At 70.7% G+C, this 19058-nt stretch carries 14 protein-coding genes and 1 tRNA gene; 2 read left to right on the top strand and 13 right to left on the bottom strand.

Annotated features, from left to right (window positions below):
• Nucleotides 1-22 precede the first annotated feature (22 nt).
• The 3 genes from HNR51_RS17815 to HNR51_RS17805 form a co-directional block, all read right to left on the bottom strand.
• Nucleotides 23-112, bottom strand: a tRNA-Ser gene (locus tag HNR51_RS17815).
• Between the two features lie 176 nt (nt 113-288).
• Nucleotides 289-2463: a glucans biosynthesis glucosyltransferase MdoH gene (gene mdoH, locus HNR51_RS17810; RefSeq protein ID WP_182555819.1), complete on the bottom strand. Its 2175-nt coding sequence runs from the start codon at nt 2461-2463 to the stop codon at nt 289-291.
• A 35-nt stretch (nt 2464-2498) separates the two neighbouring features.
• On the bottom strand, nt 2499-4157 hold the full coding sequence (locus HNR51_RS17805) for a glucan biosynthesis protein D (RefSeq protein WP_210280115.1): 1659 nt from the start codon (nt 4155-4157) through the stop codon (nt 2499-2501).
• 276 nt (nt 4158-4433) lie between these two features.
• On the opposite strand from HNR51_RS17805, the gene HNR51_RS17800 reads away from it, so the two are divergent.
• A complete protein-coding gene (locus HNR51_RS17800) occupies nt 4434-5600 on the top strand; it encodes a dimethylmenaquinone methyltransferase (RefSeq protein WP_182555818.1) in 1167 nt (388 codons plus the stop codon).
• Between the two features lie 58 nt (nt 5601-5658).
• Here the strand turns inward: HNR51_RS17800 and HNR51_RS17795 are convergent, their stop codons facing one another.
• Complete coding sequence (locus tag HNR51_RS17795) at nt 5659-5883, bottom strand: DUF6894 family protein (protein WP_182555817.1); 225 nt, start codon at nt 5881-5883, stop codon at nt 5659-5661.
• A 612-nt stretch (nt 5884-6495) separates the two neighbouring features.
• On the opposite strand from HNR51_RS17795, the gene HNR51_RS17790 reads away from it, so the two are divergent.
• Nucleotides 6496-7536 carry an LLM class flavin-dependent oxidoreductase gene (locus HNR51_RS17790; protein ID WP_182555816.1) on the top strand — a complete coding sequence of 347 codons (1041 nt, stop codon included), beginning with the start codon at nt 6496-6498 and terminating at the stop codon, nt 7534-7536.
• Here the strand turns inward: HNR51_RS17790 and HNR51_RS17785 are convergent.
• From HNR51_RS17785 to HNR51_RS17745, 9 genes are all read right to left on the bottom strand, one after another.
• Complete coding sequence (locus HNR51_RS17785) at nt 7525-7725, bottom strand: hypothetical protein (protein WP_182555815.1); 201 nt, start codon at nt 7723-7725, stop codon at nt 7525-7527. The genes HNR51_RS17790 and HNR51_RS17785 overlap by 12 nt on opposite strands.
• Nucleotides 7726-7879: 154 nt before the next feature.
• The gene (locus HNR51_RS17780) at nt 7880-9229 is read right to left on the bottom strand and encodes an NCS2 family permease (protein ID WP_182555814.1); all 1350 of its coding nucleotides are present in this window, start codon (nt 9227-9229) and stop codon (nt 7880-7882) included.
• Between the two features lie 83 nt (nt 9230-9312).
• Nucleotides 9313-9567 (bottom strand): hypothetical protein, encoded by a 255-nt coding sequence (locus HNR51_RS17775; RefSeq protein WP_182555813.1) that lies wholly within the window; start codon nt 9565-9567, stop codon nt 9313-9315.
• 119 nt (nt 9568-9686) lie between these two features.
• Nucleotides 9687-11924 (bottom strand): xanthine dehydrogenase family protein molybdopterin-binding subunit, encoded by a 2238-nt coding sequence (locus HNR51_RS17770; RefSeq protein ID WP_182555812.1) that lies wholly within the window; start codon nt 11922-11924, stop codon nt 9687-9689.
• Between the two features lie 13 nt (nt 11925-11937).
• Nucleotides 11938-12912 carry an FAD binding domain-containing protein gene (locus HNR51_RS17765; RefSeq protein WP_012455783.1) on the bottom strand — a complete coding sequence of 325 codons (975 nt, stop codon included), beginning with the start codon at nt 12910-12912 and terminating at the stop codon, nt 11938-11940.
• A gap of 13 nt (nt 12913-12925) precedes the next feature.
• Nucleotides 12926-13573 (bottom strand): aldehyde dehydrogenase iron-sulfur subunit PaoA, encoded by a 648-nt coding sequence (gene paoA, locus HNR51_RS17760; RefSeq protein WP_182555811.1) that lies wholly within the window; start codon nt 13571-13573, stop codon nt 12926-12928.
• A 163-nt stretch (nt 13574-13736) separates the two neighbouring features.
• Entirely contained in the window at nt 13737-14996 is a 1260-nt protein-coding gene (locus HNR51_RS17755; protein ID WP_141952665.1) for an SfnB family sulfur acquisition oxidoreductase, read from the bottom strand.
• Nucleotides 14997-15179: 183 nt separating this feature from the next.
• Nucleotides 15180-16292: a dimethylsulfone monooxygenase SfnG gene (gene sfnG / locus HNR51_RS17750; protein ID WP_182555810.1), complete on the bottom strand. Its 1113-nt coding sequence runs from the start codon at nt 16290-16292 to the stop codon at nt 15180-15182.
• 285 nt (nt 16293-16577) lie between these two features.
• Nucleotides 16578-18995, bottom strand: a complete 2418-nt coding sequence (locus HNR51_RS17745) for a penicillin-binding protein 1A (protein WP_012455779.1) — start codon at nt 18993-18995, stop codon at nt 16578-16580.
• Nucleotides 18996-19058: the final 63 nt, after the last annotated feature.

Raw genomic sequence — 19058 nt, 5'->3', positions numbered from 1 at the left:
ACGGCCATGCAGGTCGGTGATCTGGCGGAAGGGGTGGGATTCGAACCCACGGTGGAGTTGCCCCCACGGCGGTTTTCAAGACCGCTGCCTTAAACCACTCGGCCACCCTTCCTCATGCACCGAGCGCAGTCACGCGCGGCCCCGAGGCACAGGCCTGTCTATGGCCCGGCGGGGATCAGCGTCAATGCGTGGCGCACCGGATCACGGCTGCCATCCGTAACGTCCGTGACGGGCCTCCGCGCAGAGGCTCCGAAGAGAGGCCTCGACGAGAGGTCCTGAAGAACGCGCTCAGGCCGGTCGCAGGCGGGTGAGTTGGTCGAGGAGCGCGCGGTCGTGGAGGAGGGCGAAGCGCTCCTTCGCGGTGAGCCAAGCCTGCGCTTCGGTCAGGGTCTCCGCCTCCAGGATCTTGGCGGCGGCGAGCGTGTGGTCGGCGTCGATCTTCCCGCGCGGGCGCGGCGTGCCCTCGGGCAACATCGCCCCATGGGCGCGGGCGAGGCGCGCGTCGGCGTGGAGCGCGGCGAGCGCGTCCGCGTCGTCGAAGCTGCGGGCCGCGTTGCGGCGGGCGAGTTCGCCGGCCCGTTGGGCGATGGCCGGCGGGGCCTGCTCCTCCGGCGTCACCAGCAGGCCGCGCGTTTTCAGGGCGAGGCCGAGTGCCAGTTGGCCGCTCGCCCAGGAGAGCGGGATCGCCAGAACGAGGCCGAGGATCGTCGGCGACATCCACAGGAACAGGGAGGTGGCGATGGCAAACGCCGCAATCCCCGTGACCACGCCGAGGCCGGTGTGCCAGCGGTGGCGGCGGACGATGTCCGAGAGCGGGATCGAACCGTCGTCGCGGCGCTGCGGGTTCCAGCCGGTGTCGCGCCCGGCCAGGATCTGGAACACCGAGCCCGACTGGATCAGCATCGCGATCGGCGCGATCAGCGCCGAGAGCAGGATCTCGATCAGGAAGGATAGGGTCAGTCGCCCGGCCCCGCCGCTCGCCCGCCGGGTCTCACCGTCGAGGAGCGCCAGGATCAGCCCCAGACATTTCGGGGCGAGCAGGATGCCCATGGTCAGGGCGAAGAGTTGGAGCGCGCGCACCGGGTCGAAGCGCGGCCAGACCGGGTAGAGGCCGAACTCGGCGGAGAAGTATTCGGGGCGCACCCAGGCGGTCTGCAGCACGATGATGATGCCGATCACGAGCTGGGCGAGCCAGAGCGGCGAGGCGACGTAGCCGGCGATCCCCGTGGCGAAGTGCTGGCGCGAGGCCGGCGCGAGGCCCGCCGCGCCGATGACGCGGGCGTGCTGGAGGTTGCCCTGCGCCCAGCGCCGGTCGCGCACGGCCAGATCGATCAGCGAGGGCGGGCTTTCCTCGTAGGAGCCCTCCAGCCGCGGCAGCATGGTGACGCCCCAGCCGGCCCGGCGGATCAGCGCCGCCTCGACGAAGTCGTGGCTGAGGATGTGGCCGCCGAAGGGCGGACGGCCCTTGAGGTCGGGCAGGCCCGCGGCCTCGGCGAAGGCCTGCATCCGGATGATCGCGTTGTGGCCCCAGTAATTGCCGTCCCGGCCCGACCAGACCGAGAGGCCGGTGGCGATGACGGGGCCGTAGATGCGCGCGGCGAATTGCTGGAGCCGGGCGAACAGGGTGTTGCGGTTGATGATGAGCGGCAGGCTCTGGATGATGCCGGCCTGGGGATCGGCTTCCATCGCCGCCGCGAGCCGCACGATGCAGTCGCCGGTGAGCAGGCTGTCGGCGTCGAGCACCAGCATGTGGTCGTAGGACCCGCCCCAGCCGGTGACGAAATCGGCGATGTTGCCGGCCTTGCGGTGATGGTTCTTTTCCCGGTGGCGGTAGTAGAGCCGGGCCTCGGGCCCGAGTTCCGCGCGCAGGGCCAGGAAGGCGCGCTCCTCGGCGATCCAGGCATCGGCTTGCGTCGAATCCGAGAGCACGAACCAGTCGAAATGGCGCCCGAGGCCCGTGGCCTCGACCGCCTCGTGCATCGCCTGGAGCCCGGCGAAGACCCGGGCGCTGCCCTCGTTGTAGACCGGCATGACGATGGCGGTCCGGGAGGTCAGCGTCACCGGAAGCGGGGCCGGCCGCTCGCGACGCAGCAGGGTGGCGAAGCCGAGAAGCGCGGCGGTGAAGGCCAGTGCGATCCACGAGAAGTTCAGCACGAACAGCACCAGCAGCACGTACTGGAGCCCGGTCGCGCCGCCGGAGACCGAGATCACCTCGTACATCTGCCACGCGCCGTAAGCGGTGAGCGCGGCCGCGCCCCCGAACACGAACAGGCGCGCCGCCAGAGGCCCGCCGCCGCCGTTGCGACGGCTCGCGGGCCGGGCGCGCAGGTCCTGCACCGGCATCGCCAGCGGTCCCCGCTTCGGCATGGCGGGTGCGGCGCGTTCGGGCCCCGCCTCGGCCCGGAACCCGGCCGGGGCGGGGCGGTCCGTCACGGTCGAGACGCTGTCGGCGGTGTCGGGCATCGGAGCGAAGGATCCTGGAAGGGGCCGGGAGAGGGTCACGGCGTCCAGCGGTACAGCCACGTTTCCGTGATCTGCCGCCCTTCCGTCTTGAGGGCAAGGCGCAGTTCGCAGGCCCGCTCGCTGCCCGGATCGAGTTCGAAGGCGACGCGCACGGTGCGGGTCTCCGGATGGGCGATCCACCGGGTCGCGCCCTCGACGATCCGGCCGGGGCCGGCGATCAGCACCGTTTCGAGGGGAACCATCGCGCCCTCGGGGGTGAACAGGACGTCGCCGGTGAAATCGACGAGGAACAGCCGGCGGGGATTGCCGCTGCCCCGCCCGCTGCGTGTGCTCGTGACGCGCGCGAGCGGGCCGACCGGCGTCTCGCCGCCCCAGTTCTGCCGGTAGGTGAGACGGACCTCCCGGCCTGCGGGCAGGGCCGCCTTCGGCCGCCAATAGGCGATGACGTTCTCGTTGACCTCTGCGTCGCTCGGAATCTCGAGAAGGGTCACGGCGCCCTCCCCCCACAGATTCTCGGTGCTCCCCTCGACCCCGGCGGGCTCGCCCGGCTCGACCCAGAGCGAGGGGCTGCGCTCCCAATGGTGGTTGTCGTCCTCGAAGGTCGCGAAGGCCCGGTCCCGCTGCGTCAGGCCGAAGCCCTGCGGGCCGTTGTCGAGGAAGCCCGAAATCTGCAGCGTCTCCGGGTTGCGCACCGGGCGCCAGATCGCCTCCCCGCCGCCGTTGCGGATCTGCAGGCCGCCCGCGGCGTAGACCGCGGCGCGGGCGTCGTCCGCGCCGCGCCGGTCGTGGGGACCGAACAGGAACGGTGCCTGCATCCCCCCGAGGCCGAGATGGTCGATCGCCTTGCGGGTGACCAGGGTGGCGCTGACGGCGGCGTTCGAGGTCTCGCCGGGGCGCAGTTCCAGGCGCAGGGCGGCGGCCAGCGATTCGGAATCGATCAGGGCGTGGATCACCAGCGGGCCGTCGGGCGTCTTAGGGCGCTCCACGAACAGGGCGCGCCAGCGGGGAAACTCCTCGCCGCGCGGATCGGCCGGGCGCAGCATCAGGGCGCGGCCGTCAACGCCGAAGTCCTGGCCCTGCCCCACCAGCCGGTAGAAGCAGGCGCCCTGGAAAATCGCCAGATCCTGGTGCCGCTCGCCGAAGCGCGCACGCAGGCGCAGGCCGGAGAAGCCCGGTTCCTGCCCGGCCTGCGGAAGAGCCGCCGCCCCCGCCTCCGATCCCGCCTCGTAGTTCGCCCGGTCGTAAACGACGGGGCGGACCACGCCGTCCTCGACGAGGAACAGGGCGACCCGGTCGCTGTAGTAGAAGCCGCGCACCAGCGGCTCGACCGCGAAGCCGTGCGGCTCGCCGCCCCAGATCAGCGCCTCGGGCCGGATGCGGATCGCCTCGTAGGCCTCCCGCGAAAGGTTCTTCAGGGCGTCCGGCACATCGTTGGCGGGCTGACCTGCGAAGGGGCGGTTGCCCAGCGCCCGGGCGAGGTCGGGGACGGTGGCATCCGAGAACGGCGAGCCCGCGGCGGGAAGGGCCGGCGGCGCGGCCTGGGCGCTCGCCCCGCGCGGCAGCAGCGCCAGGGCGGCACCGGCCGCGGCGCCGCCGATCAGGCGGCGTCGGTCGATGCAAGGGCCGAGGCGCGCGCCGAGGGAGCGGTCGATCGACCGCGTCGCGCGGGTCGAAGGGTCGGTCGGATGCGTCATGCCCTCGCCGGTTCTCGGACTGAAGAACGGTTGTCGATAGGATCTCTCAACGCCTGAACCGGGCGTTAAGGTTGCCGGGTTTGCCCGGTCGTCGGAGTCGTTCGGCCGATGCGCCGCGTGACCGCGGCCCCGCGCGCCGGAGCCACGGCGAAGGCCCGTGGACCTTCCGGGGCCGGCCGGCGTAAGAGGCTTGCAATCTCGCACGCCGCGTCAGCGGTGCCCGCCGTCTCGCGTCCCGCGAGCCTTCTGTCCAGCCTTGAGCCGATGATTCTGCCGATGATTGTCACGCAGATCTCCCACCACGACCTCGACGGCTACGGTGCCACGACGGTTGCCGCCGCCTTCGCGGCGGTGTCCCGGGTGGTGCATGTCGCCCGTTATTCCGATGTCGGCCCGGTGGTGGAGGACGAGCTGAAGCGCCTGCGCGGCGCGGCGGCCTCCGAGACGCTGCTGATGACCGATCTCGGATTGGAGGAGCCGACCATCGCCTTCCTGCGCCGCTTCGCCGCGATGAATCGCGGCCGGGCGGAGGGCGCGCGCCACCGCCTCGTGGTGCTCGATCACCATGCCTCCTCGATCGACCAGCTCAAGCGCCAGAACCTCGAGATCGGGCCCGATCCGGAGCGCGCGGGGCTGCTGCGGGCCGATCTCGGCGACCCGGAGGTGTTCGTGCTCATCGACGAGGCACATTGCGCCACGCGGATGGCCTACGACCAGCGCGCCCTCTACGCGCCCGAGACGACCTTGTCCGACACGGTAGCGGCCGACCTCGCGACGCTGATCGAGGCGGTCGAGGCGCTCGACCTGTGGAAGAAGGGCGAGGCGGCCTTCGCCGGCGGCCTCGCGCTGGACGAGCTGTTCTGGGACAGCGTCTCGACCCTGGTGCCGGCGGGCCATCCCTGGCATGACCGCTTCGTCTCCGACCTGCTGATGGCGGCCGCCGGACGGCTACGGGCGGGCGCCACCCCGGCCGAGCTGGAGCGCCGCTCGGGCGAACTGCGCGCCGGCCTCGTCGACGGGCTGCTGGCCGGAGAGGCGGGCGACGACCCGACGCTGACCGCGCGCCAGCGGCTGGCGCGGGCGCTCGCCCGCTCGGACGCATTGTTCCATCCGCTCTCGGACGGCACATTGCTCTCCTTCGGCCTCGATTCCGGGACCTTCCAGCGCGTCTCCGACCAAGTGATGGAGGCGGGCCGGGCCAAGCGGGTCGTCAACGTGCAGCGCGCCGGGACGCTCTCGTTCCGCTCCATCGACGGCACGGCGCTCGACGGCGCCCGCGCCTTCCGCGGCGGCGGCCACCGCGACGCGGCCGGCGGCAAGCTGCCGAACGGCAGCGCCCATTCCCGCGACGACGCGATCGCCCAGGTCGAGCCGGTGCTCAACCCCCCGCCCCCGGACCTCTCCGGCAGCCCGTTCGCCGCGCTCAAGAACTGGAAGGGGTGATGTTTCCACACCCGGCCGTCCTCTCCCGAAGGGCCGAAGGGACCGGTCGCTGCGGGTCTCAGATCCCCAGGTTGAACGGCAGGTCGAACAGCGTCGAGTGATCGACATAGCTGACCCGCAGGGTGTGCTCGCGGGAATCCTCGGACAGGGTGTCGTCCTCGCGCAGGGTGCGGATCATGTCGCGGGCGGCGCGGAAGGCCATGCCGCAATCGGGGCAGTCACGCGTCTCCGTCTGGCCGATGGTCCGGCCGTTCCGACATAGCTCGAAATGAAAGAGAGGCATCCGGCGCCGGTCTCCGAGCAACATTCGGAGCGCTTCGTGCAAGCCCTGAGCCGTAATGATGAAGAGAACCCGGTGTGGTGGAAATTTCGCTTCCCTGCCGGACAAGTGGGCAGGTCTTGCGCCTTGATGGCATAACTTGATGGCATAAAAAGACCCGCCGGTTTTCGCCGACGGGTCTTTGCAGGGGCCACACTCTCGCGCGCGGTGGGAGCTTCTGCCCCGCCCTCGGACCGGCGGGGGAACTCGACCGTCCGCAGCGTTCAGGGAGCCACTATCCCTGCCGATCCTGGTTGGGTGGCGTGTCCTGATCCGCGTCGGCGGTGCGCGTCGGGGAGCCGTTGATGCCGTGATGTCTCATGGCCAACCTCCTTGTCTCAGGGCGGCGCCGCAGCGCCGATGAAGGGAGGCTAGGACGGTTCGCGCGCCTCGCGCAAGCCCCTTTCTTTCCACCGGACAGGAGTCTTCCGACAGCACCCGCGGCCTGCGAGCGCCTTGCGAGCGCGATGGCCCGGTTCCTTGCGCCGGGCCGTCTCGCACACGATCTGTCGGCATCGAGGGGAAACCGATTGTGTGCGCCCGCGCAGGCGCAGAGCGAAGGTGCATCACGCGTCCATGCCAGCTCCGACCCCCTCCCTGCCGCCCCTCTCCGTGCTCGATCTCGCCTTCGTCCCGGAGGGCGCCACGCCGGGGCGGGCGCTCGCCAACAGCCTCGATCTCGCCCGGCACGCGGAAGCGCTCGGCTACCGCCGCTTCTGGCTCGCCGAGCACCACAACATGATCGGTATCGCCAGCGCCGCCACGGCGGTGGCGATCGGGCACGTGGCCTCCGGCACCTCCCGCATCCGGGTCGGCGCGGGCGGAATCATGCTGCCCAACCACGCGCCGCTGGTGATCGCCGAGCAGTTCGGCACACTGGAATCGCTGTATCCGGGCCGGATCGACCTCGGGCTCGGCCGGGCGCCGGGCACGGACGGGCTGACGCTGCGGGCGCTTCGCCGCGATTACGGCTCGGCGGAGCGTTTTCCGCAGGACGTGCTCGAATTGCAGGCGCTGTTCGGCCCGGCGCGGGAGGGGCAGGCGGTGCAGGCGGTGCCCGGAACGGGGCTCAAGGTGCCGCTATGGATCCTCGGCTCCAGCCTGTTCGGGGCGGAACTCGCCGGCATGCTGGGCCTGCCCTATGCCTTCGCCTCGCACTTCGCCCCTGATGCGCTGCTGCCGGCGCTCGCGGCCTACCGCGCCCGTTTCCAGCCCTCCGAGCAGCTGCAGCGGCCCTACGCCATGGTCGGCATCAACGTCGTCGCGGCGGAGACCGATGTGGAGGCGCGGCGCCTGTTCACCACGCCGCAGCAGCAATTCACCCGGCTGGTCCGCGGCACCCGCGGCCTGCTGCCGCCGCCGATCGACGACATCGAGGCCTCTTGGAGCCCGTCGGAGAAGGCGCAGGCCTCGCGGATGCTGGCGCGCTCCCTGGTGGGCTCGCGCGAGACGGTGCGCGCCGGGCTGGAGGCGCTGGTGGCCGAGACCGGCGCTGACGAGGTGATGGTGGCCTCCGCCCTCTACGATCACGGGGCGCGCCGCGCCTCCTACGCGATCCTCGCCGAGGCGCATGGTGGGCTGCCGGCTGACGTGGCGCCCGAGCGCTCAGCGGCCTGAGCGGTTCGGCTCCTTCGCAGGCTTCTCCGGGGCGGGCAGCGGAAACTGCGTGATGTGGCGCAGGGCGGGCGGGCCTTCCGCCGCCCCGGCGGAGCGGGGGCCCTCCTTCTCCGTCACCCGCGCGATGACGCTGCCGAGGGCGAAGCCGCCGAGGCCGAGAAGGATCGCGATGCCGGTGCGCTTCATCATGGCCGGTGCCGTCCGGGCTCGGCGGGCGTGGAGGGGACAATCTTGGCGCGAAGTGGTTGACGGATCGTGCCACCGGTCGCGGGCCGGGGCCTCACGGCGTGAAAAGTGTCTTGCCCACCGAAAACCCCGACCCAGGACCCTGCCCGCGCAACGATCAGTGCGCGCCGCCGGTCTCCACGAACTTGAACAGGAACACGGCGGCGATCACCCACACCACCGGCTTCACCTCACGGGCTCGGCCGGTCAGGGCCTTGAGCACCGCGTAGGTGATGAAGCCGAAGGCGACGCCGTTGGCGATGGAATAGGTGAACGGCATCAGGAGCGCCGTCACGCAGGCGGGGATCACCTCGGTGACGTCGTCCCAGTCCAGCGCGGTCAGCTCGCGCAGCATCAGGCAGGCGACGTAGAACAGGGCCGGCGCCGTGGCGTAGGCCGGCACCGAGCCGGCGAGCGGCGCGAAGAACAGGCAGGCCAGGAACAGCACGGCGACGGTGGCGGCGGTGAGCCCGGTGCGCCCGCCCTCCTCCACCCCGGCGGCGCTTTCGAGATAGGCGGTGGCGCTCGAGGTGCCCAGCAGCGAGCCGGTGAAGATCGCCGCGGAATCGGCCAGCAACGCCCGGTCGAGCGCGGCCGAGCGGCCGGTCTCCGGCAGGAGCCCGGCGCGGCCCGCCACCGCCATCAGCGTGCCGGTGGCGTCGAACAGTTCGACGAGGAACAGCACGAGGATGACGTTGAGGAGGCCGCCGGTGAGGGCGCCCGGGATGTCGAGGGCAAACAGCGTCGGCAGCAGCGAGGGCGGGGCCGAGACGATGCCCTGGAAAGCGTTGCCGGCGAAGACGAAGCTCAGGCCCGTCACCGTGAGGATGGTGAGGAGGAGCGCTGCCCGCACCCGCCGCGCCGAGAGCACCGCCACCATCAGGAAGCCGAGGGCCGCCAGCACCGTGCCGGGCTGGCGCAGGTCGCCCAGGGTCACGAAGGTGGCGGGGCTGGCCGCCACCACGCCCGCGTTCTTGAGCGCGATGATCGCCAGGAAGAGCCCGATGCCGACGGTGAGCGCGATCCGCATCGAGCGCGGGATGCCCGCGACGATGATCCCGCGCAGGCCCGTCGCGGTCACGGCGAGGAAGCAGAGGCCGGAGATGAACACCGCCCCGAGCGCCGCCTGCCACGTGTAGCCCATGCCCTGGACGACGACGTAGGCGAAGTAGGCGTTGAGCCCCATCCCCGGCGCGAGCGCCACCGGCCAGTTGGCGAGGAACCCCATCACTCCGGAGCCGAGCGCGGCGATGAGGCAGGTCGCCACGAAGACCGAGCCCTTCGGCATCCCCGCATCCGCCAGGATGCTCGGGTTGACGAAGACGATGTAGGCCATGGTGAGGAAGGTGGTCAGCCCCGCCAGCAGCTCGGTGCGCACCGTGGTGCCGTGCGCGCGGAGCCGGAACAGGCGCTCCAGCAGGGAGTGCCGGGGAGCTGCCGCGGCATCCGCGTCCCGCTTGCTGTCCATCGCCGCGCTAGACCCTGTCCGGATGAGGGGGCCACCCTCATGGCAGGCAGGGGCGGCGCACGCCAGAGCGCAAGGCCGGCCGCTCAGCGAACCTCGGTCATGCCGCCGCGGGCGGCCGGACCCGACAGGGGCAGGCCGAAGCGGCCGGTGCTCGGGCTGAGCCCGTTGTTGGTCCAGCGCGGATCGTGCGGGCGCGGGCGCTCGGAGGGCGGGAGCTGCTGGATGAGCTGCCGGTAGCGCACCGAGGCGGGGTCGTCGGGAAACGCCTGCGCCTGGGAGGCAACGAGGGACAGGCCGCCGAGGACGAGCGCGGCGGCAAGGAGCGGCAATCGGGACATGGGCGGACGCTGCCTCCGGCGGAAGGCCGGTCAAGGGATGGGCAAGGAAGGCTGATTCCCGCGAGATGGGCGCCCGGACCGCGATCCGCAATCCGGGAGGCCGATCTCTCGGGAAAACCTCAGGTGCGCCGCTGCGCCGCGCCCTCCCGCTCGGTCCAGCCGTCGAGCACCTTGTCCAGCGTCAGCGGGTAGTCGCGGATGCGCAGGCCCGTGGCGTTGTAGACGGCGTTCGCCAGGGCCGCCCCGGCGCCGCAGATGCTGACCTCGCCCAGCCCCTTGCTCTTGAGCGGGTTCGCCTTGTCGTCGAGTTCGGGCAGGAACACCGCGTCGATGGCCGGCACGTCGGCATGGGCCGGGACGTGGTACTCGGCCAGATCGTGGTTCACGAAGTAGCCGTAGCGGGTGTCGGTCTCGGCCGCCTCCATCAGCGCCGCGCCGATGCCGAAGATCATGCCGCCGAGCGCCTGCGAGCGGGCCGTCTTCAGGTTGAGGATGCGCCCGCCGGTGAACACGCCGAGCATCCGCCGCAGCCGGATCTCGCCGGTGTCCCTGTCCACTCCGACCTCGGCGAAATGCGCGCCGAAGGAGTGCTGCGAGTACCGCTCCTTCATGGCGCCGGGCTTGATCTCGCCCTTGGCCTCGACGCCCTGCGCCCCGGCCAGATCCGTCAGCGCCTCCGAGCGGTTGCCGGAGACGACGCGCCCGTCCGCGAACACGGCGCCCTCCGGCGTCATGCCGGCATTCTGCAGCAGCGCCTGCCGGAGGTTGTCGCAGGCGACGTACAGCGCCGAGCCGGCCGAGCCCGCGCCGAAGGAGCCGCCGGAGCCGGCGGCCTTCGGATAGGCGGTGTCGCCGATCTCGACGCGGATGCGCTCGACCGGCAGCCCCATCATCTCGCCCGCGATCTGCGCCAGGATCGTGTAGGTACCGGTGCCGATATCGGTCATCGCCATCCGGACGGTCAGCGTGCCGTCGGGGTTGAGCCGCACGCCCGCCTGGGAGGGCATCAGCGGGTTGAGGCGCGAGGCTGCCGCCATGCCCATGCCGACGAGCCATTGCCCGTCCCGCGTCGCGCCCGTGGCGCCGCGCTTGTCCCAGCCGAAGCGCTTGGCGCCCTCGCGCATGCAGGCGACGAGTTGGCGAGTCGAGAACGGAACCTTCTTCTCCGGATCCTGCTCCGGCTCGTTGCGGATGCGCAGCTCGATCGGGTCGATCTTCAGCTGCTCCGCCAGCTCATCCATGGCGCATTCGAAGGCGAGTTGGCCGACCGCCTCGCCCGGCGCCCGCATGGCGGAGGCGATCGGCACGTTGAGGTTGGCGAGCCGGTGCCGGGTCAGGCGGTTCTGCGCCGCGTAGAGCGAGCGGGTGACGACGGCGGAGGTCTCGTAGAACACGTCCCCCGGCGCGGTGGCCGACCAGGATTCGTGAGCGATGGCCGTCAGCCGGCCGTTCTCGTCGGCGCCGAGCCGGATGCGCTGGATCGTGTCGGTGCGATGGGTCGCGACGTGGAATTCCTGCTGGCGGGTCAGCGCGACCTTCACCGGGCGCTTGAGGCTCTTCGAGGCGAGCGCGGAGAGGATCGCCTCGGGCTGCGGCTGGAGCTTCGAGCCGAAGCCGCCACCGATGTAATGCGAGACCAGCCGCACGTTCTCGGGCTTCAGCTTCAGCACCGAGGCCAGCGAGGCCTGGCCGCGGTTGAGCATCTGGTTGGCGGTGTAGAGCGTCACCCGGTCGCCGTCCGGCCCCGTTTCCCACGAGGCGATGGTGGCGTGCGGCTCCATCTGCGCGTGGATCTGCACCGGCGTGGTGTATTCCACGTCGAGCTTCACCGGGGCGCCGGCGAAGGCGCCGTCGAAATCGCCGAGCGTGGAATCGGGGGGCGTCTGCGCCGGCTTCGGCTCGACGGCCGTGGGCCGGGCCGCCTTCAGCGAGGCCTGGGGCTTCTCGGCGTCGTACTCGGCCTTCACCAGCGCCGCCGCCGCGCGGGCCTGCTCGAAGCTCTGCGCCACCACGAAGGCGATGGGCTGGCCGTGGAAGCGGATCTCAGGCCCCTGCAATTGCGGGGTGACCTGCTCCTTCTTCTCGCCCTGCTCCGGCACGTTCTCGTGGGTCATGACGAGGAGGACGCCCGGCGCGCGCTTGGCCGCCGAGACGTCGAGGCTGCGGATACGGCCCTTGGCGATGCCGGCCTCGACGAGGAAGCCGTAGGCCGGGTTCTTGAGGTCGCGGGTCTCGTAGGCGTAGGGCGCGCGGCCCGTGACCTTGAGGCGCCCGTCGATGCGGTCGATGGGGCGGCCGACGAGCCCGTCCGGCTTGCCGTCGAGGGGCGTCGCGCCGATCGGCTGGTTCATGTCCATGGGGCGATGGTCCTCAGGCGCGAAGAGCTTCGGCGACGGTGGCGCGCAGCGTCCGGCGGGTGAGCGGGATCTTGAAGTCGTTGGAGCCCTGGCCGCGGGCGCCTTCCAGCACCCGGTCGGCGGCGGCGTCCGCCGAGCCGGTCTCGACCAGCGCGGCCTCCGCCGCCTCGACCCGCCAGGGCTTGTGGGCGAGGCCACCGAAGGCGAGCTTGGCCAGTCTCGGCCTGTCGCCCTCGCCTTTCGCGATGATGGCGGCGACCGACACCGTGGCGAAGGCGTAGGAGGCCCGGTCGCGGACCTTGCGGTAGAGGTGCACGCCCTCGACGGGTTTGGGCAGCGTCACGGCGGTGATGAGTTCGCCGGGCTTGAGATCGGTCTCGATCTGCGGCGTGTCGCCGGGCAGGCGATGGAACGCGGCGATCGGAATCTTTCGCGCGCTGCCCTGCGGATCGATCGTCTCCACGGTGGCGTCGAGGACGCGCATGGCGACGTTCATGTCGGACGGGTTGGTGGCGATGCAGGAATCGCTCGCTCCCAGCACCGCCATGATCCGGTTGAACCCGCCGATGGCCGCGCAGCCCGAGCCCGGCTCGCGTTTGTTGCAGGGTTTGGTCGTGTCGTAGAAGTAGTAGCAGCGGGTCCGCTGCAGCAGGTTGCCGGCGGTGGTGGCCTTGTTGCGCAGCTGGCCCGAGGCGCCCGCGAGCAGGGCCTTGCCCAGCACCGCGTAGTCCTTCCGCAGCCGCGGATGCGCGGCGAGATCGGAATTGCGCACCAGCGCGCCGATGCGCAGGCCGCCCTCCTCCGTCTCGGTCACCTCGGCGAGCGGCAGGCGGTTGACGTCGATCAGGGTCGCGGGCGTCTCGATCTGAAGCTTCATCAGATCGAGCAGGTTGGTGCCGCCGGCGATGAAGCGGGCGTTGGGCCGATCGGCGGCGAGCCGCGCCGCGTCCTGGACCGTGGCGGGGCGCTCGTAGGCGAAAGCCTTCATGGGGTTCGCCTCCTCAGATCTTGGTGCTGGCGTCGCGGATCGCCGCGACGATGTTGGGATAGGCCGAGCAGCGGCAGATGTTGCCGCTCATCCGCTCGCGGATTTCCGCGTCGCTGAGCGAAGCCTTCTGCGTGAGGTCGTCGGTGACGTGGCTCGGCCAGCCCGCCTCGATCTCCGAGAACATGCCGGCGGCGGAGCAGATCTGGCCCGGCGTGCAGTAGCCGCACTGGTAGCCGTCATGGTGCAGGAAGGCGGCCTGGAGCGGGTGCAGTTCCTCGCCCTTCGCCAGCCCCTCGATCGTGGTGACGTCGTCCCCCTCGTGCATGGCGGCCAGCGTCAGGCAGGAATTGATCCGCCGCCCGTTCACCAGAACCGTGCAGGCGCCGCACTGACCGTGATCGCAGCCCTTCTTCGAGCCGGTGAGGTCGAGATGCTCGCGCAGGGCGTCGAGCAGCGTCGTGCGGGTGTCGAGGGTGAGGTCGTGCCGCTGCCCGTTGATCGTGAGCGAGACCGGCATGGTCTGCGGCTGGGGATCGCCGGCCGCCGGGGCGGCCTGGGCCTGGCCGCGGAGGGGGCGGCTCAAGGTCGCCAGGGCCGCGCAGGTCCCCATCACCGTGCGGCGCGTGGGGTCGAAGCGCCGGTCTCTCGTCGAATGGTCCATGATCAGGCCTGCCGTTCCGCGCTTCCGGACCGGCCGCGGCTTGGCGCGACCAGTCTGGAATGGATCGAAAACTGACAGGCGGAACGCGACGGGCGCTCAGGTTGATCCGAGCAGGCGCCGCGCCCCTATGGCGCAGGTGGCTTCCGGTCGTCCCGGAGCGGTCTCAGCTCCAGGCGTGAAGCGGCGGATTGATGCCGTTGAGGGCGTGATTGCCGACGATCGCATACTTCCAGCGCACGGGATCGTGAAGCGTATGGGTGCGGGCGTTGCGCCAGTGGCGGTCGAGATTGTGCTCGGCGAGCGTCGAGCGGGTGCCCGAGAGTTCAAACAGGGTGTTCGAGGCGGCCAGTGCCGTCTCGGTGGTGAGCACCTTGGCCTCGGCGGTCGCGATCTGGGCCGCGGCCACGCTCTCCGGCGTCGGGTCCGCCACCGCCGCGTCGATGGCGAGCCCCGCCCGGTCGAGCAGGGCTTCCGCCGCGTGCTGGCGGATGGTGAGGTCGCCGATGGCGCGGATGGTGTGGGGATCGTCGGAGGCGCGCTCCTGCCCGCTGTCGATCCAGGGGCGGGCCTTCTCGCGCACGAAGGCGATCGTGTCGTCGAGCGCCTCGCGGCCGATCCCGGCATCGACCGCCGCCTGGATGATCTGGAAGATTGCCCCGTCCGCCCGCGGCGCGTCGTAGGCGCGGTAGCCCGGCACGAGGTGGCTCTTCTCCACCCGCACGTCCTCGATGATCACGGTGCCGCTCGCGGTGCCCCGCTGGCCGAAGGCCGACCAGTCGTCGATCACCGTCAGCCCCGGCGCGTCGCGCTCGGCGATGGCGTACCAGGCGCGGCCCTCTCCATCGAGGGCGACGATCGGCACGAGATGGGCCAGCAGCGCGCCGGAGGAATAGAACTTCTGGCCGCGCACGATGACGTGGTCGCCGTGATCGGTGAAGCGGGTCTCGAACTCGGCGGCGCGCCGGGTGCCGCGCTCGGAAAACGCGTTGCCGAAGCGGGTCCCCTTCAGGACCTCGGCGAACAGGAGCGCCTGCTGCTCCGGGTCGGAGACGGTGCGGATCGCCGCGACGATGCCGAGATGGTTCTGGGCGATCTGCGCGATCGACGGATCGGCGGCGGCGATGATCGCGATCACCTGCGCCAGCGTCCTGTAGGAGACCTCGGGCCCGCCGAAGGCTTTCGGCACGTTGATCGACCACAGGCCGCTTTGCGAGAAGGCGTCGAGTTCGGCCAGGGGCCGCGCGTTGGTGCGGTCGCGCTCGGACGCACCCTCGCGGAAGTCGTTTGCCAGTTTGTGGGCGATCTGGATCGCCTCGGCGTCGTCGCGGATGACGTGGGCTCGTTCTCCGGGGCGGGCGGGCCCCGGCACGCCCTGCGGCCGGCTGCCGGCCTCGGCCGTGGTGGGGCTGACGGCGATGGTCATGGGCGGTCTCCGAAGGTCGAGGATCGGAAGGGATCGATCCCGCCCCTCCCCCCTCATCCTGGGGCGGCGGCGCGATGCGGCGCCCTCGAAGGATCCTCCAGGGATCGCGGGGGATCCGGAGGGTCCTTCGAGGCTGCTGCGCTGCACCTCAGGATGAGGATGCGGGTGGGACGGGCGTGAGGCTCAGGCCGCCTCGGCGCGGCGCTCGCGGGCGGCTTCGAGCGCCCGCACCCGCGGGATCACCTGCTCGCCGAAATACTGCACCTCCTCCTGGAAATGCAGGAAGGCGAGCAGGGCGAGGTCGGCGCCGGCATCCTTGAGCGCGAGGATACGCTCGGCGATCTGGTCGGGGGTGCCGATCAGATTGGTCTTGAAGCCGTCATTGTACTGGACGAGATCGTTGAAGCTCGATTTCGCCCAGTTGCCCTCGCCCTCGGGCGAGGCCTTGCCGGCATTCTTCACCTCATGGCCGAAGGCCTTCACCGCATCCGGGTCGGCCTTGGCGATGATCTCCTGGAGGACGGCGCGGGCCTCCTCCTCCGTGTCGCGAGCGATCACGAAGGCGTTGACGCCGACCTTCACCGAATGGCCGTTCGCGCTCGCCTTGGCGCGGATGTCCTCGACCTGGGCCCGCACGCCGTCGGGCGTGTTGCCGTTGGTGAAGTACCAGTCGGAGACGCGGGCGGCCATGTCGCGGGCCGCCCGCGAGGAGCCGCCCTGGAAGATCTCGGGCAGGCGTGCGCCCGGCTTCGGCTTCAGGGTGTAGTCGCTGTAGCGGTAGAAATCGCCGCGGAAGGTGAAGCTGTCCTGCGTCCAGATCCCGCGAAGCGAGCGGATGAACTCCTCCGAGCGGCGGTAGCGCTCGTCATGGTCGAGCCAGGGCTCGCCGATCGCCCGGAACTCGCCGGAGAACCAGCCCGAGACGATGTTGACGGCGATGCGCCCTTCCGTGAGTTGCGAGATCGTGGCGATCTGCTTGGCCGCCAGCGTCGGGTTCCAGGGACCGGGCAGGATCGCGGCGATCACGGTGAGCCGCGTGGTCGCCGCCGCCAGGGCGTGGCTGAAGGCGACGGATTCGTGCTGGTACTCGGCGCCGTAGCCGGCGGTGAAGCGGATCTGCGTCAGCGCGTAGTCGAAGCCCGAGGCTTCCGCGATCTGCGCGAGCTTGCGGTTATAGTCGAAGTCCCAGCTCGTGCGCTGCTCGATCTTGCTGATGACAAGACCGCCCGAGACGTTGGGCACCCAGTAGGCGAAGCGGATCGGCTCGGGCGAGGAAAGGTCGGTCCGGACGGTCATGGCGGCACGTCGCTCGTCTTCGTGAGGAGTGATCTGGAACAGTTCGAGTTGATCGAAGTTCTTGTGAGTTCAATCGTCTCGTTGCTTCAGATCATCGCCGCGGAAAAACCGTCCGTCAAAGGAATGATCGAGCCTTTTTTCAGCAGATCGAGAAAGCCCTTCCTTCGCCGTGCGGAGATTGGGCGAAGATCGTTTTCGTTGAATACGATCCGGTTCTGAGCGGGCCGAAACGAAAAGAGCCGCCCCGGCGGGGGCGGCTCTGGGTCGATGCGGAGGGTCGGGTCTTCAGTACACCCCGCCGGCCTGGGCGGCGGCGCCCGCATCCGGCGGCACCGCGGCCGGGGCAGCGGGGGCGACGTAGGCGTCCGGCGGGGCGGTGCCGGGCTTGAACGCTTCGAGGATCGTGCCGCCGCCCTCGCCCGAGCCGGCGCGGGTGCCCGACGACGCGTTGACGCGGATCAGCTTGATCCCCGGCGGCACCCGGAACGGCGTCGGCGGCTTGTCCTTGAGCGCGACCTTCAGGAAGTCGAGGGCGATGGGCGCGGCGAGCCCGCCGCCGGTGGCGCGGTCGCCCAGCGAGCGCGGCTTGTCGAAGCCGAGATAGACGCCGACCGCGAGATCGGGGGAGAAGCCCACGAACCACGCATCCTTGGCGTCGTTGGTCGTGCCGGTCTTGCCCGCGAGCGGTTTGCCGATCTGCTTGAGGATCGTCGCGGTGCCGCGCTGGACCACGCCCTCCATGATCGAGACCATCTGGTAGGCGGTGAGCGGGTCGAGCACCTGCTCGGACTCGTCCACGAGCTTCGGCTCGTCCTGGCCCGACCACTTCTCCGCGTCGCAGCCGACGCATTTGCGGTTGTCGTGGCGGTAGATCGTCTCGCCGGTGCGGTCCTGGATGCGGTCGATCAGGGTCGGGCGGATGCGCCGCCCGCCATTGGCCAGCATCGAGTAGGCGGTGACCATGCGCATCACCGTCGTCTCGCCCGCGCCCAGCGACATCGGCAGGACCGGGAGCAGGTCGTCGTAGACGCCGAAGCGGCGGGCATATTCGGCGATGAGCGGCATGCCGATATCCTTGGCGAGCCGCACCGTCATCAGGTTCTTCGAGTGCTCGATACCGTAGCGGAGCGTGTGCGGGCCGCCGGACTTGCCGTCGTAGTTCGAGGGCGACCACGCTTCCTGGCCGGGGCCGGCCTCGATGGTGATGGGCGCGTCCAGCACCACCGAGGACGGGGTGTAGCCGTTGTCGAGCGCCGCCGAGTAGACGATCGGCTTGAACGACGAGCCGGGCTGGCGCATCGCCTGCGTCGCGCGGTTGAACTCGGATTCCTCGTAGGAGAAGCCGCCGACCATGGCGTGGACGCGCCCGGTATAGGGGTCCATCGCGACGATGGCGCCCGACACCTCGGGCTTCTGGCGCAGGCGGTAGGTGCCCTTCCCCGCATCGATCGCCTCGACATAGACGACGTCGCCGGCCTTCAGCGCGGTGGCGACGGGGCGGCCGGTCCACTTCACGCCTTCCGCGGTGATCGCGCCGGTCTCGCGCTCCTTCGACAGGGTGCCGCCGGGCTCGCGCTTGGGCTGCAGGCCGATCTGCGCCACGCCGCCATTGGTGTTCAGGACCACGGCGAGCCGCCAGGGGGCGATGTCGCCCAGCGCCGGCATCTCGGCCACCGCCTGGCCCCAGTCACGGCCGGTCAGGTCGACCTTGTGCTCGGCGCCGCGCCAGCCGCGGGCCTGATCGTAGCGCACGAGGCCGTCGATGAGCGCCTTGCGCGCCAGCGCCTGCATCTTCGGGTCGAGGGTGGCACGCACCGACAGGCCGCCCTCGTAGAGCTTGGACTGGCCGTAGCGCTCGGAGATCTCGCGGCGGACCTCTTCGGTGAAGTAGTTGGCATTGGCCGCGTTGGGGAAGGCGACCCGCGGGTTGACGCCGAGCGGCTGCTTCTTGGCTTCGGTGGCCTCGTCGGCGGTGATGTAGCCGTTCTGGGCCATCAGGCCGATGATCTCGTTGCGCCGCGCCAGGGCCTGCTGCGTGCGCCGGTAGGGATGGTAGTTGTTCGGACCCTTCGGCAGGGCGGCGAGGTAGGCCGCCTCGTTGATCGTCAGCTCGTGGACGGACTTGCCGAAGTAATCCAGCGCCGCCGCCGCCACCCCGTGCAGGTTGCGGCCCGGAACGATCGTCCCGAGAAAAATCTCGTTGAGGTAGAGTTCGAGGATCTTGTCCTTCGAGTAGGTCGATTCGATCCGCAGGGCGATCAGCGCTTCCTTGATCTTGCGGTCGTAGGTCTGCTCGGCCGAGAGCAGGAAGTTCTTGGCCACCTGCTGGGTGATGGTCGAGGCGCCCTGCTTCTTGCCGGACTGGGCGTTGGTGAGGATCGCGCGGACGATGCCCTCGGGGTCGATGCCGCCGTGCTTGTAGAAGTTCTTGTCCTCCGCCGAGAGGAAGGCGGCGACCACGACCTTCGGCATCGCCTGGATCGGCAGGTAGAGGCGGCGCTCGTGGGCGTACTCGGCCAGAAGCGAGCCGTCGGCCGCGTGGACGCGGGTCATCACCGGCGGCTCATAGTTCGCGAGCGCGGCGTGGTCCGGCAGGTCCTGGCTGTACTTCCAGTAGAAGAACGCGCCCACCGCCGCGGCGATGCAGAACACCACGGCGCCGGCCGAGAACAGGAAGGCGAAGAATCGCAGGATGAAACGCATCCGGGGTCCGTTCCGTCGCTCGTCCGCTGCGCGCCGATGAAGGCCGGGCGCGAGGGCCTGCCG

The organism is Methylorubrum thiocyanatum, from assembly GCA_014138645.1.
GTDB classification, from domain to species: Bacteria; Pseudomonadota; Alphaproteobacteria; order Rhizobiales; family Beijerinckiaceae; genus Methylobacterium; species Methylobacterium thiocyanatum.
Note: the sequence above shows the minus strand (reverse complement) of the source record. Positions and strands in the feature narration are given on the sequence as shown.